The organism is Micromonospora sp. DT4, assembly GCF_049841675.1.
In the GTDB taxonomy this organism is placed as follows: domain Bacteria; phylum Actinomycetota; class Actinomycetes; order Mycobacteriales; family Micromonosporaceae; genus Micromonospora.
This window is the reverse complement of sequence record NZ_JBNCKT010000064.1, coordinates 3329-16382: the sequence shown is the minus strand read 5'-3', so window position 1 is coordinate 16382 and position 13054 is coordinate 3329. Positions and strand designations below refer to the sequence as shown.

The following is a 13054-nucleotide window of genomic DNA, read 5'->3' as shown; positions in this document are numbered from 1 at the left end:
ACACTGGGCGGTCAGGTCGGGCGCAGCCCGGCCAAGGCGGACAAAGAGTGTCGCGAGGGGTTGGGGAAGTGGACCGTCAGCAGGAGTTCGTCCTCCGTACGCTGGAAGAGCGGGACATCCGGTTCGTCCGGCTGTGGTTCACGGACGTGCTGGGCACGCTCAAGAGCGTCTCGGTGGCGCCTGCGGAGTTGGAAGCGGCCTTCGAGGAGGGCATCGGCTTCGACGGCTCGGCGATCGAGGGATTCGCGCGCGTCTTCGAGTCGGACATGGTGGCGATGCCCGACCCGACCACGTTCCAGGTCTTCCCGTTCGAGGGCGGGGTCAGCGGCGAGAGCGCCCGGATGTTCTGCGACATCCTGCTGCCCGACGGCAGCCCGTCCTGGGCCGACCCGCGGCACGTACTGCGCCGCGCGCTGTCCAAGGCGGCGGAGAAGGGCTTCACCTTCTACACCCACCCCGAGATCGAGTTCTTCCTGCTGGAGAACGGTCCGCAGGACGGCTCGGTGCCCACCCCGGTGGACACCGGCGGCTACTTCGAGCACACCACCCACGCGGTGGCCCGCGACTTCCGCCGCCAGGGCGTGTTGGCGCTGGAGCGGATCGGCATCTCGGTGGAGTTCAGCCACCACGAGGTCGCGCCCGGCCAGCAGGAGATCGACCTGCGGTACGCCGACGCGCTGACCACCGCCGACAACATCATGACCTTCCGGCACGTGGTGAAGGAGGTCGCCCTCTCCACCGGCGTGCAGGCCAGCTTCATGCCGAAGCCGTTCACCGACCAGCCGGGCAGCGGCATGCACACCCACCTGTCGTTGTTCGAGGGCGAGCGCAACGCCTTCCACGACGGTGGCGACCCGATGAAGCTCTCCAAGGTGGCCAAGTCCTTCATCGCCGGCCTGCTGGTGCACGCCCGGGAATACACGGCGGTCACCAACCAGTGGGTCAACTCGTACAAGCGGCTCTTCCCGCAGCACCTGCCCGACCGGATCACCGAGAGCCCGGCGTACGTCTGCTGGGGTCACCTGAACCGGTCCGCGCTGGTGCGGGTGCCGGCGTACGGCAAGCCGAACTCGGCCCGGGTCGAGGTCCGCTCGCTGGACTCGGCGACCAACCCGTACCTCGCCTTCGCGGTGCTGCTCGGCGCAGGCTTGAAGGGCATCGAGGAGGGCTACGAGCTGCCGCCGGGGGCCGAGGACGACGTCTGGTCGCTCAGCAGCGCCGAGCGCCGCGCCATGGGGTACGAGGCGCTGCCGGAGAACCTCGCCGAGGCGATCGACGTGATGGCCGAGTCCGAACTGGTCGCCGAGGTGCTGGGCGAGCACGTCTTCGACTTCTTCCTGCGCAACAAGCGGGCCGAGTGGGAGCAGTACCGCCGCGAGGTCACCCCGTACGAGCGGCAGCGTTACCTGGCGCTGTAGGCGCGGGGCTGACGCGGTCGCCCGCTGCCGCCATCGTCTCGATCACCGCGCCGGTACCCCTCCGGGCGGAGAGTCGGGAGGCAGTCGGTGCTGGAGGATCCTGCGCAGCGGTGCCTGGCAGAGCGTCGTGTTCGGGGTCGTGGGCGTCGGGCTCATGGCGGCCAGGTTCGGAGCGTTTCTACGGCGAACTGTTCGGCTGGACCTTCACGGAGGAGGGTTCGGCCGGCGGCGGTTCCTACCGGGTGACCGGCGCTGGTGGTGACACCGGGATCGGCGGCGGGATCCGGGCGACCGACGGCACGTCGCCGAACTATGCGATCCTCTACGCCGAGGTCACCGACGTCGCGGACGCGTGCCGGCGGGCCGAGGCGGCCGGTGGTCGGGTGGTGGTGCCGGCCCGGACCACGCCGACCGGGCTCACGTTGGCCCGGGTGATCGACCCGGTCGGCAACCGCCTGGGCGTGTTCGCGTCCCCACCCGCCCAGGGCTGACGTCGGTCGGGCCGGCGCCCGGGCTGACTCCGGCGGGCTGCGTCGTGCCCCCCCGGGGGGGCGTGATCGACTCCAGGTCGCCGATGTGGCGGTGTCCGATGCGATGGACACCGCCACATCGGCGGAACGGAGTGGATCACGCGGGGTGAGTCGGTCCCGGGGGTGACGTGTCGGGCTACTTGCCCGGCGTACCCGCGGGGGCACCGTCGCCGGCCGGACCGTGACCGCCCGGCCCGCGGTGACCGCCGGGGCCGGAGAAGACGCCGGGGCCGGGGAAGACGCCGGCCTCGACGGCCTTGGTGATGGCGTCGGCCTGCTCCTGGGTGAGCTTGCCGTCCTTGACCGCCTGGTCCAGCCGCTCCTTGAGCGCGGCCTTACGGTCCTCGGCGGATGGGCGCGCCGGGCGATCGGCCGGGCGGTGCTGCTCGCGGATCTTCTCCAGAGCGGCGGTCACCTTGTCGGTGGGCACGCCCAGCTCCTTGGCGAGCTCCTCGGCGAACTCGCCCTGCCGATCGGCCTTCGCCCCGGGGCCCGAGGCGCTGCTGGCGCTCGGCGTCGGCGTGTCGGCGGCGAAGGCGATCGTCGGGGCCGCGATCCCCACGCCGAGGACGCCGGCGGTGGCCAGTCCGGCCAGCAGGTGCTTCCTACGGATGGTGCGGGACATGCTGTCCTCCAGGTACGTCGGTGCTGAGCTGACATCACCGACAGTGACGGGCAAGTCTGAGCGCGACCCGTGGCGACCCTGTCAGCCAGCTGACAATCGAGTAGCGGCTGCCCGCCGAACAGCGGGCTGCCACCCACTCCCGCCTGACCCACCCACCCCCGCCTACCCGCCGACGATCATGAAGTTATTGCCGCGACACGCCGTGGCGAGTGACAACAACTTCATGATCAACGGTGCCCGAGGCGGGCGGGCGGGGGAGATGAGGCCCGGTTACTGGACTGCGGGGGAGACGGTCAGGGTTCCGGTGTTGGTGTCCAAGGTTGCTTCGGTGCCTACCGGGACGGTCAGTTGGTGGGGGCCGTGGCCGATGGGGAGGCCGCCGAGGACCGGTACGCCCAGGTCGCCGAGGCGTTCGGTGAGTACGTCGACGATCGTGGTGTCCCAGCCGTCGCCGCAGTCGGTGAACTGCCCGACCGCCACGCCGGCCAGGCCGTCCAGCGCGCCGGCCCGGCGCAGGTGGGTGAGCATCCGGTCGACCTTGTACGGGGGCTCCTGGACGTCCTCGATCAGCAACACCGCTCCGGTCAGGTCGGGCAGGTCCGGTGTGCCGATGGAGGCGGCGATCAGGCACAGGTTGCCGCCGAACAGGGTGCCGGTGGCGCGGCCCGGGACGCGTACGCCGAAGGTCTCCTCGGTGGGCGCCGCCTCGACGGTCACCGGCTCGGTGGTCATCAGCGCCGCGTGCAGGGACTCGGCGGAGCGCAGCGGCGTCCGCTCGTCCCGCCAGGCCGCCCCGGGGCCGTGCACTCCGGCCAGCCGGGCGCCCCGCCACAGGGCGAGCTGCAACGCGGTGATGTCCGAGAAGCCGGCCACCACCTTCGGGTCGCGGCGGACGGCGGCCATGTCGATGGCGTCGACGATCCGCTGCGCGCCGTAGCCGCCCCGGGTGCAGATCACCCCACGGATCTCCGGGTCGGCGAACGCCGCGTTCAGGTCGGCCGCCCGCAGGTCGTCGGCGCCGGCGAGGTAGCCCTGGCGGGCGTACGCGTTCGGGGCCGGCACCGGGCGCAGGCCCCAACCGGTGAGCAGCTCCATGCCCCGGGCCACCCGCTCCGGCGAGGTCGGCCCGGACGGCGAGACGATCAGCACCGCGTCACCCGGGCGCAGCACGGGCGGGCGGACGGCGGCGGTGTCCTCGTTGATCACAACCGCAGAGCCTAACCACCGCGCGAACACGGCGGCCGCCAGCCGGCGCACGGACCCGTGCCGGGACGTGGCGGAGCGCGCCGCACCCGCTAGCCTCGACGGGTGGCAACCGCGCTGGTGATCGAGAACGACCCGACGGACGACGCACGCCGGTTGGGTGAGTGGCTGACCGAGGCTGGGCTGGAGCTGCGGGTGGTCCGCCCGCACGCCGGTGACGAACTCCCCGGCGACCTGGAGGGGTACGCGGCGCTGGTGGTGCTGGGTGGCGACCAGCAGGCGTACCCGCTGCCGGACGGCGCGCCCGGCGCACCCTGGTTCCCGGCCGTGGAGGGGCTGCTGCGCAAGGCGGTCCGGTACCGGGTGCCCACCCTGGCCGTCTGCCTGGGCGCGCAGTTGCTCGCCACCGCGCACGCCGGGCTGGTCGAGCGGAGTCCGTCCGGGCCGGAGATCGGCCCCGGCGTGGTCGGCCGGCGCGACGCCGCTGAGGGAGACCCGCTGTTCCAGTATGTGCCGCTGATCCCGGACGTGCTCCAGTGGCACTCCGACGAGATCACCGAGCTGCCCCGGGGCGCGACCCTGCTGGCGGCCTCCACCCGCTATCCGCACCAGGCGTTCCGGCTCGGGGACCGGGCCTGGGGGTTGCAGTTCCACATCGAGTGCGACACCGCGATGATCGCCCGCTGGGCCACCGACTCGACGCTGCTGGCCGAGCTGGGCTACGACCCGGAGCTGGTGGTCGCGGCCTGCGACTCGGTGATGGTGGACGTCGAGGAGGTCTGGCAGCCGTTCGCCGCCCGGTTCGCCGCGCTGGCCCTCGGCGAGCTGGACGTCAGCACGACGCGGCGTGGCCTGCCGCTTCTCGGGCACTGATGGGCCGGCCGACGAGGGCACCGGGCCGGCTCGCCCGCTACGGCTTCGGTACGGCCGACGGCGACGGTGGGGCCCGCGCCGCCGACCTGCTCGGCCCGGACGGGCTGGGCCTCTGGCAGCCCGAGGAGCAGGAGCCCGTCGACGACACGGCCGCGGAGCTACTCGCCGCGCTGTCCCGCGCCGCCGACCCGGACCTGGCGCTGCGTCAACTGCACCGCATCGTCGAGGCCGAGAGCCGAACCAGCGCAGCCGGCACCAGCGCAGCCGGCACCAGCGCAGCCAGTACCAGCGCCGCCGGCACCAGCGCCGTCAGTACCAGCGCCGTCAGTACCAGCGCCGCCAGCGCCCCGCGCGGCACCAGCGCAGCCGGCACCAGCGCCGCCGGTACCGGCAGCACCGCTGGCAGCGGCGCGGGCTCGCCGCTGCTGGCGGAGCTGCACGCCGACCCCGGGCTGCGGCGTCGACTGATCGCCGTGCTGGGCGCGTCGTCGGCGCTCGGCGACCATCTGGTGGCGAACCCCGAGCACTGCCTGGCGCTGCGCACCGCGCCGGACGGGCTCGCGCCGATCGCCGAGGGCCGACTGGAATTGGCCGGTGACGGCAACCCGGTGGCGGTGCTGCGCAGCGCGTACCGGCTGGCCCTGCTGCGGATCGCGGCGGCCGACCTCACCGGCGGCCGTGCCCTGGAGCAGACCATGGCCGCGCTGTCCGCGCTGGCCGACGCGACGCTGGCCGCCGCGTACGAGATCGCCGTCGACGAGTTGGCGGCCGGCACCGAGCGGCCCCGGCTGGCCGTGGTGGCCATGGGCAAGTGCGGCGGCGGCGAGCTGAACTACGTCTCCGACGTGGACGTGATCTTCGTGGCCGCCGAGGACGCCGACCTGCCCGCCGCGACCCAGGTGGCGACCCGACTGATCTCCGTCTGCGGAATGGTCGCCTGGCCGGTGGACGCCGCCCTGCGTCCCGAGGGCAGCCGTGGCCCGTTGGTGCGTACCCTCGCCAGCCACCTCGCCTACTACCGCCGGTGGGCGCGCACCTGGGAGTTCCAGGCGCTGCTCAAGGCCCGTCCGGCCGCCGGTGACCTGCCGCTGGCCCAGGAGTGGATCGACCAGCTCGCGCCGTTGGTGTGGCGGGCAGCCGAACGACCCGAGGCGGTCGAGGACGTCCGCGCGATGCGCCGCCGGATCATCGACAGCGTCCCGCCGAAGGAGCTGGAACGCGAGATCAAGCGTGGTCCCGGCGGGCTGCGCGACATCGAGTTCGCCGTCCAGCTCCTGCAACTCGTGCACGGCCGCGGCGACGAGACGCTGCGGGCGCCCGGCACCATCCCGGCGCTGCGCGCGCTCGTCGCCGGCGGCTACGTCGGTCGCGCCGACGGCGAGTCGCTGCTGCGCGGTTACCGCTTCCTGCGCGGCGTCGAGCACCGGCTCCAACTCCAGGCCCTGCGCCGCACGCACACCGTGCCCACCGAGCCGGGTGCGCTGCGCTGGCTGGCCGCCGCGCTGGGTTTCACGGCCGTGCCGGGCCGCAGCGCCGTCGAGAGCTTCCGGGCCGACTGGGTCACCCACGCCACCGAGGTACGCCGGCTGCACGCCAAACTGCTCTACCGGCCGCTGCTGGAGTCGGTGGCCCGGGTGCCCGCCGACGGGCTCCGGCTCACCCCGGAGGCGGCGCGGCACCGGCTGGAGATCCTCGGTTTCGCCGATCCGGCCGGGGCACTGCGTCACCTCCAGGCCCTCACCGGCGGGGTGAGTCGCACGGCGGCCATCCAGCGGACCCTGCTGCCGGTGCTGCTGAGCGAGTTCGCCGACGCGCCGGAGCCGGACCGGGGGCTGCTCAACTACCGTAAGGTCTCCGACAAGCTGGGCAGCACGCCCTGGTACCTGCGACTGCTGCGGGACGGCGGTCCCGTCGCCCGTCGGTTGGCCCGGGTCCTGGCCCTGTCGCGGTACGTCGCCGACCTGCTCGCCCGCGACCCGGAGGCGCTGCGGCTGTTGGCCGAGGAGAACGAGTTGGAGCCGCGTCCGCGTCCGGTGCTGCGGGAGGGCTTCCTCGCGGCGGCGGGCCGGCACACCGACCCCGTCGAAGCGACCCGGGCGGTGCGCGCGCTGCGCCGCCGGGAGCTGGTCCGGGTGGCCTGCGCCGACGTGCTCTGTCGGGCCGGCGCGCTCGCCCCCGCACCCACCCGCGCGGACGGCGCGAAGCGGGCCCCCGGGCTGGCCGACATCACCGAGGTCGGTACGGCGCTCACCGACGTCACCGACGCCACCCTCGCCGCCGCGCTGCGGGCCGCCCGGGCCAGCCAACCGACGCCGGACGGGCTGCGGTTCGCGGTGATCGGGATGGGCCGGCTCGGCGGGTACGAGTCGAACTACCTCTCCGACGCCGACGTGCTCTTCGTCTACGACCCGCCCGCCGGCAGCAGCGAGAGCGCGGCCAGCGCCGCAGCGCACGCGATCGCGGAGGAGCTGCGTCGACTGCTCGGCGTACCCGCCCCCGATCCGCCGCTCGGTGTCGACGCCGACCTGCGCCCGGAGGGCCGGCAGGGTCCGCTGGTGCGCAGCCTCGCCGCGTACGCCCAGTACTACGCCCGCTGGTCATGCGTGTGGGAGGCGCAGGCGCTGCTGCGCGCCCGGTTCGTCTGCGGGGACGCCGACCTGGGCGCCGAGTTCGAGGCGATGATCGAGCCGGTGCGCTACCCGGCGGACGGGCTGACCCGCGAGCAGGTCGTCGAGATCCGCCGGATCAAGGCCCGGGTGGAGACCGAGCGGCTGCCGCGCGGGGCCGACCCGGCCACCCACACGAAGCTGGGCCGGGGCGGGCTGGCCGACGTGGAGTGGGCGGTCCAGCTCGTCCAGCTCCGACACGCGGGCGCGGTCCCGGAGCTGCGCGGCACGCGTACCCTCGATGCCCTCGCGGCGGCCGAGCGGGCCGGCCTGATCGACCCGGCGGACGCCGCGGAGATGGCCGCCGGCTGGTCCCTGGCCGCGCAGGTCCGCAACGCGCTGATGCTGGTCCGGGGCCGGGCCGGCGACCAGTTGCCCCGGCACGGCGTGGAGTTGGCAGGGGTGGTGCGGCTGCTCGGCCGCGACGACCCGGGCGAGTTCCTCGACGAGTACCTGCGCACCGGCCGCCGCTCCCGCGCCGCCGCGCAGCGTGTGCTGCAGGGGTAGCGCGCTCAGCCGCCGAGGGTGTATTCGCCGGAGCGGGGGACGGTGACGGTGGTCCAGTCCCCGTCGGCGGCGACGGTCGCGCCGCCCGAAGCGGCCAGCCAGCGGGTGTGGCGGACGTGGACCGCCACCGGGCCGGCGGTCGGCGTCCGGAAGGTCACCGCCGCGCCGTCGGTACGGACCAGCTCGGCGGGCGCGGCGACCAGCGGCGTCGGGTCGGTCACCGCCCAGACCCGCCAGTGCGGGCCGGACCAGGCCGGCGTCAGGTACGGCAGGCCGCCCTCGACCAGTTCCGCCTCGGCCCGTCCCACCCAGGACAGCGGGGCGTCCGGCACCGCCACGTACTGCACGGCGTTCTCCGTCAGCCAGGCCCGGTAGCTGGCCGGCGTCAGCGGCACGCCGGTGCCAGTCGCGCCGGGCACGGTGGTGAAGAACAGCGGGTTGCGGTCGATGTCCGCCTGCCGCAGCCAGCCCCGGGCCAGCGGCACCTCGCCGAGCCGGGCCGCCTCCCAGTAGTTGCGCGTCGGCGGCACCTCCACCCGGCCGGTGAGCCGTTGCCCGGCCAGGAACGCGCGCAGCGGCGCGTGGTAGCCGGGCGCGCTGGTCGGGTCGCCGATGCCCCGCAGGTCGGCGGGGACCACCGGCGGCTGCCAGGAGCAGACGGCCGCCAGCAGCGCGGCCAGGCCGATCCCGGCCAGCAGCCGCGCCGGGCGCGACCGCGGCGGCGTCGCGGTGCCGGCCGGAACACCGCCGGCCGGCGCGGGCCGGTCGGCGTGCCGGCGGGCCAGCCGGGCCGGGAGCCAGGCCGGTGGGTGGGCGGCGGCGGCCAGCACCGGCAGCGCGAACATCGTCGCCAACCGGGTCGCGTTCAACCCCACTGGTGTGTGCACCGCAGCCGCGGCCAGCACCCCGGTGGCGGAGAGCAGCGCACCGAACCGCACCGGCCGGTAGGCCACCAGGGCCGCCACCACCAGGCTCGTCACCACCGCGCGCAGGGTGTCGGTCCGGCTGATGTTCATCCAGCCGCCGTCACCGAAGAGCAGGGCGGTCGCGGCCAGCGGCACGGCCGCCGCGACGCCGAGCGTCAGACCGTCGGCGTACCGGCGCGCGAGCAGCAGCGCCACGCCCGCCAGGCCGACGAACAGACCGGCCACCGGGCTCGTCGCCGAGGCCAGCAGCGCGCCGGCCGCAGCCGGCGCGAGACGCCAACCCGGGGGTACGCGCCGAGTCAGCGCGACCAGCGCCGCCAGCCCGAACGCGACACCCAGGGCGTACGTCACCCGTCCCGAGACCAGGTTGCCGGCCAGCGTGACCACGCCGACGACGCTGCCCAGCAGCGGCCGGGGCACCGGGCTGCGGACCAGCAGCGCGGCCAGCGCGACGGCCGACGCCACCAGCGCCAGCGCACCGGTCACCCGCACGCCGAGCACCGCCATCACCGGCTGCGACACGAGGCTGTAGCCGAACTGCTGCACCCCGCCGTACCAGCGCAGATCCACCGGGGTGAGACCGTGGGCGGCGAAGAAGTCGGCGCGGGCGACCTGCGCGGACAGGTCCGAGCCCATCAGCGGCAGCGCCAGCCAGAGCGCGGCGAGCACGACGGAGCAACCGGCGGCCACCGCCACCACCCGACTGCGCCGCATGCCCACCTCCGTACCGCGACAACCGTACTGGCAGCATGTCCGGCGTGCCTCACCACCTCGCGCGCTGGACCGGACTGGCGGGATCGGCGCTTCTCGCCGTCGCCGCGTTCCTGGGCGGCGCCCTGCCCGACTCGCCCCTGCGCAGCAACCCGGTCAGCATCTGGCAGGGGCCGAACGGGCCGCTGGTTCTCGCCGCCTGGCTGGTCGGCACCGCGCTGCTGGCATACGCCTGGTGGTCGCTGCGCGACAGCGTGCCGTCGACCCGCTGGGCGTTGGTCACCGCCGGGCTCTGGCTGCTGCCGGTGCTGATCGCGCCGCCGCTGGCCAGCCGGGACGTCTACGCGTACGCCTGCCAGGGGGCCAGCTACGCCGCCGGGATCAACCCGTACGAGCAGGGTGTCTCCGCGCTGCCCTGCCCCTGGCTGGACACCATCTCGTACATCTGGCGGGACACCCCGGCGCCGTACGGGCCGCTGTTCGTCGTGCTGTCCGGCGCGGTGGTCAAGGCGACCGGCTCGCTGACCGGCGCGATCGTGGTGTTCCGGCTGATCGCCGTGGCGGGGGTCGCGCTGATCGCGGCCAGCCTGCCGGTGCTGGCCCGGCGGGTGGGCGTACCGGCCTCCCGGGCGGTCTGGCTGACGCTCGCCTGCCCCCTGGTCGCCGTGCACCTGGTCTCCGGCGCGCACAACGACGCCCTGATGGTCGGCCTGCTGGTCGCCGGGCTGGCCGTGGTCGCGTCCCGGCCCGGACGCCCCGGCCCGCTGCTCGCCGGTGGCGTGCTGCTCGGTCTCGCCGCCGGTATCAAGGTGACGGCGCTGGTTGTGGTGCCGTTCGCCGCGCTGGCCGCGATCGTCGGCGGGTACTCGATCCGCGCGCTGATTCGCCACGGCGGCTGGGTGGTCGGCGGCGCGGCCGCCGTCGTGGTCGGGGTGACCTTCGCCGCCGGACTGGACTTCGGCTGGGTCGGCGGGCTGGCCCGGGGCGGTGACGTGATCGCCTGGACGTCGCCGTCCACGGCGGTCGGGCAGACCATCGGCTACCTGGCGGTGCCCTTCGGCGGGCACGTCGACGCGCTCGGCGTCACGCGGGGGATCGGCGTGGCGGTACTGGTGGTGCTGCTGGTGTGGCTGTGGTGGCGGGCCCGCACCCGGGAGCCGCTGTGGTACGCCGCCGTGGCGCTGACCGCCACGGTCGCCCTCGCGCCGCTGTTCCACCCCTGGTACTGGATCTGGCCCCTCGCGGTTCTGGCGGCCACCGCCCGGCGTACCGGCTGGTTCATCGTCGTCGCGCTGGTGGCGTCGTTCCTGGTGCTGCCGGACGGCACCGGGCTGCCCCGGTACACCAAGACGGTCGGGGCGCCGCTGATGACCCTGTTGGTGATCGTGCTGGTCATCCGGTTGGTACGGTCGGCTCGGGCGGCCCGCCAACCGGTCGCCGTCGACTGAGGGAAGGTGCACCGGTGATCACTCCCGGCGCGCCGCCGCTTTCCGGCCCATCGGCCGCCCGGCTTGTCCGGTACGTCGGCCTGATCGGCGCGATCCTGCTCGCCGTGGCCGGGTATCTCGGCGGGGCGCTGCCCGACGCCCCGCTCGGGGCGACACCGGTGTCGATCTGGCGGTCCCCGGACGGGCCGGCGACGCTGACCTGCTGGCTGGTCGGCAGCGCGCTGCTCGTCGGCGCCTGGTGGTCACTGCGCGCCGGTGCGCCGTCGGGCCGCTGGGTGTACGTCACCGCCGGGCTCTGGATCCTGCCGCTGCTGATCACGCCACCCCTGGGCAGCCGGGACGTCTACTCGTACGCCTGCCAGGGCTGGACGTACGCGCACGGCGTCGACCCGTACGCCGTTCCGGTGGCGGCGGCGGGTTGTCCGTGGGTGGAGACGGTGGCGCCGATCTGGCGGGACACCCCCGCGCCGTACGGGCCGGTCTTCGTGCTCCTCGCCGCGCTCGCGGTGGGCGTCGGCGGCGGGCTCACGGGCACGGTCGTGGCGCTGCGGGTGGTTGCCGTGGCCGGGTTGGTGCTGGCTGCGTTCTGCCTGCCTCCCCTTGCCCGGGCGACCGGCGTGCCGACCCGACGGGCGGCCTGGTTGGTGCTGGCCGCTCCGCTGGTCGGCGTGCACCTGGTGGCCGGGGCGCACAACGACGCGGTGATGCTCGGGCTCCTGCTGTGCGGGTTGCTGGTGGTGGTCCGTCGGCCGGGTCGGCCCGCCGCGTTGCTGCTCGCCGGGATGCTGCTCGGGCTGGCGGTGACCGTGAAGGCGAGTGCCGTGGTGGTGGTGCCGTTCGCCGCGCTGGCCGCGGTCCGAGGGCAGCCTGGGGTACGGGCGCTGCTGCGCGACGGCGGTTGGCTGGTCGGCGGGCTGGTGGGCGCGCTGCTGGTCGCCTCGGGGCTGTCCGGACTCGGGTTCGGCTGGGTGGGTGGGCTGACCCGCAGCGGCGACTCCGAGCAGTGGACGTCGCCACCCACCGCCGTCGGCATGGTGGTGGACTACGCCGGCGCGCTGGTCGGCCGGGACCCGCAGGCGGTTCCGGTGGTCCGCGCGGTCGCGCTGGTGCTGCTCGCCGTCGTGCTGGTGGCGCTGTGGTGGTGCGCCTGGCGAGAGCTGCGGGCCGGCCAGCTTGGATCGCCGCCGCGAGAGCTGCGGGCACCGGGTGAGTCGGCCTCCGCCCGCTGCCGGGTGGCGCTACGCGGCGGGGCAATGGCACTGGTCGCGACCGTCGTCCTGTCCCCGGTCTTCCACCCCTGGTACGCGACTTGGCCGCTGGCGCTGCTCGCGCTGACCGCCGCCCGGACGACGTGGTTCGTGGTGCCGGCGGCGGTCGCGGCCTTCCTGGCGCTGCCCGACGGGACCAACCTGGCCCGCTTCACCAAGGCACCCGGCGCGGTGGCGATGACCGCGCTGCTCCTGGCTGTGCTTCTGGCTCTGCCTTGCCGCCGGCTTCATCCGTTTGATCATGAGGTTGATGGGTGACAACACGGACAATACGACTGGCTAAACTCATGATCGTCATTGGAGGCGCGAGATGGCCGGCCGGGCGGCGCGGGCCCGCTCGGCCAGTCGAGCGGTGGCGGCCTCGACGTTGCGCCGTAGGCGTGGGCAGGACGGCCAGCAATTCGCTGCCGCTGGGGAACAGCCAGGTCAGCGCGCTCGGTCTCGGCGGTCAGGGTGGCGTCGCCGGCGGGGCAGAGGCGGTAGTAGCGGCGCAGTCGGCCGTCCACCACCTCCTCCCGGTCGACCTCGACGAGACCGGCATCGACCAGCCGGTCGAGTGCGCCGTACAGCGTCCCGGGTCGGAGGGACACGCGGTTGTCGGAGAGGGTGGCGACCTCGCCGATGAGCCCGTAGCCGTGCATGGGCTCGACGGCGAGCGCGGTCAGGATCAGGAAGGTGGGTTCGCGTAGCGGTATGTCCACGGAGACAATATGTCGGACGCGAAGATATAACGGGGGGTGTACCAATGCGGCTGGGCCGGCTCCGCGAACGCGGGGCCCGCCCAGCCGGGGGTGCGGGGACAGCACAGCCGTCGTAGTACAAGGCGGAATCGGGCGGGGGCGGGCGCAGACCCACCCGGTCGACCTCGTTGGCGCGCTT

At 74.5% G+C, this 13054-nt stretch carries 10 protein-coding genes; 6 read left to right on the top strand and 4 right to left on the bottom strand.

The window, feature by feature from the left end:
* Positions 1–68: 68 nt before the first annotated feature.
* Both glnA and ACLQ24_RS18530 read left to right on the top strand, forming a co-directional pair.
* Positions 69–1418 (top strand): type I glutamate--ammonia ligase, encoded by a 1350-nt coding sequence (gene glnA / locus ACLQ24_RS18535; RefSeq protein WP_425892970.1) that lies wholly within the window; start codon positions 69–71, stop codon positions 1416–1418.
* Between the two features lie 110 nt (positions 1419–1528).
* Complete coding sequence (locus tag ACLQ24_RS18530; RefSeq protein WP_425892969.1) at positions 1529–1909, top strand: VOC family protein; 381 nt, start codon at positions 1529–1531, stop codon at positions 1907–1909.
* Between the two features lie 175 nt (positions 1910–2084).
* On the opposite strand, the gene ACLQ24_RS18525 is transcribed toward ACLQ24_RS18530, so the two are convergent.
* The gene (locus ACLQ24_RS18525; protein ID WP_425892968.1) at positions 2085–2573 is read right to left on the bottom strand and encodes a hypothetical protein; all 489 of its coding nucleotides are present in this window, start codon (positions 2571–2573) and stop codon (positions 2085–2087) included.
* 270 nt (positions 2574–2843) lie between these two features.
* Positions 2844–3779, bottom strand: coding sequence for a S66 peptidase family protein (locus tag ACLQ24_RS18520; protein ID WP_425892967.1), 936 nt, complete (start codon positions 3777–3779; stop codon positions 2844–2846).
* Positions 3780–3881: 102 nt separating this feature from the next.
* Between ACLQ24_RS18520 and ACLQ24_RS18515 the strand changes: the two genes are divergently transcribed.
* Entirely contained in the window at positions 3882–4649 is a 768-nt protein-coding gene (locus ACLQ24_RS18515; protein WP_425892966.1) for a type 1 glutamine amidotransferase, read from the top strand.
* Positions 4649–7822, top strand: a complete 3174-nt coding sequence (locus ACLQ24_RS18510) for a bifunctional [glutamine synthetase] adenylyltransferase/[glutamine synthetase]-adenylyl-L-tyrosine phosphorylase (protein ID WP_425892965.1) — start codon at positions 4649–4651, stop codon at positions 7820–7822. Before ACLQ24_RS18515 ends, ACLQ24_RS18510 begins: the two co-directional genes overlap by 1 nt.
* Positions 7823–7827: 5 nt before the next feature.
* Here ACLQ24_RS18510 and ACLQ24_RS18505 read toward each other — a convergent pair whose 3' ends face one another.
* Positions 7828–9462, bottom strand: coding sequence for a hypothetical protein (locus ACLQ24_RS18505; protein WP_425892964.1), 1635 nt, complete (start codon positions 9460–9462; stop codon positions 7828–7830).
* A 35-nt stretch (positions 9463–9497) separates the two neighbouring features.
* Here ACLQ24_RS18505 and mptB (ACLQ24_RS18500) point away from each other — a divergent pair, with 35 nt between their 5' ends.
* Both mptB (ACLQ24_RS18500) and mptB (ACLQ24_RS18495) read left to right on the top strand, forming a co-directional pair.
* Positions 9498–10907 carry a polyprenol phosphomannose-dependent alpha 1,6 mannosyltransferase MptB gene (gene mptB / locus ACLQ24_RS18500; protein WP_425892963.1) on the top strand — a complete coding sequence of 470 codons (1410 nt, stop codon included), beginning with the start codon at positions 9498–9500 and terminating at the stop codon, positions 10905–10907.
* Between the two features lie 14 nt (positions 10908–10921).
* Positions 10922–12433 carry a polyprenol phosphomannose-dependent alpha 1,6 mannosyltransferase MptB gene (mptB, locus tag ACLQ24_RS18495; protein WP_425892962.1) on the top strand — a complete coding sequence of 504 codons (1512 nt, stop codon included), beginning with the start codon at positions 10922–10924 and terminating at the stop codon, positions 12431–12433.
* Here the strand turns inward: mptB (ACLQ24_RS18495) and ACLQ24_RS18490 are convergent.
* Positions 12415–12876, bottom strand: a complete 462-nt coding sequence (locus ACLQ24_RS18490; RefSeq protein WP_425892961.1) for a PadR family transcriptional regulator — start codon at positions 12874–12876, stop codon at positions 12415–12417. The genes mptB (ACLQ24_RS18495) and ACLQ24_RS18490 overlap by 19 nt on opposite strands.
* Between the last annotated feature and the right edge of the window lie 178 nt (positions 12877–13054).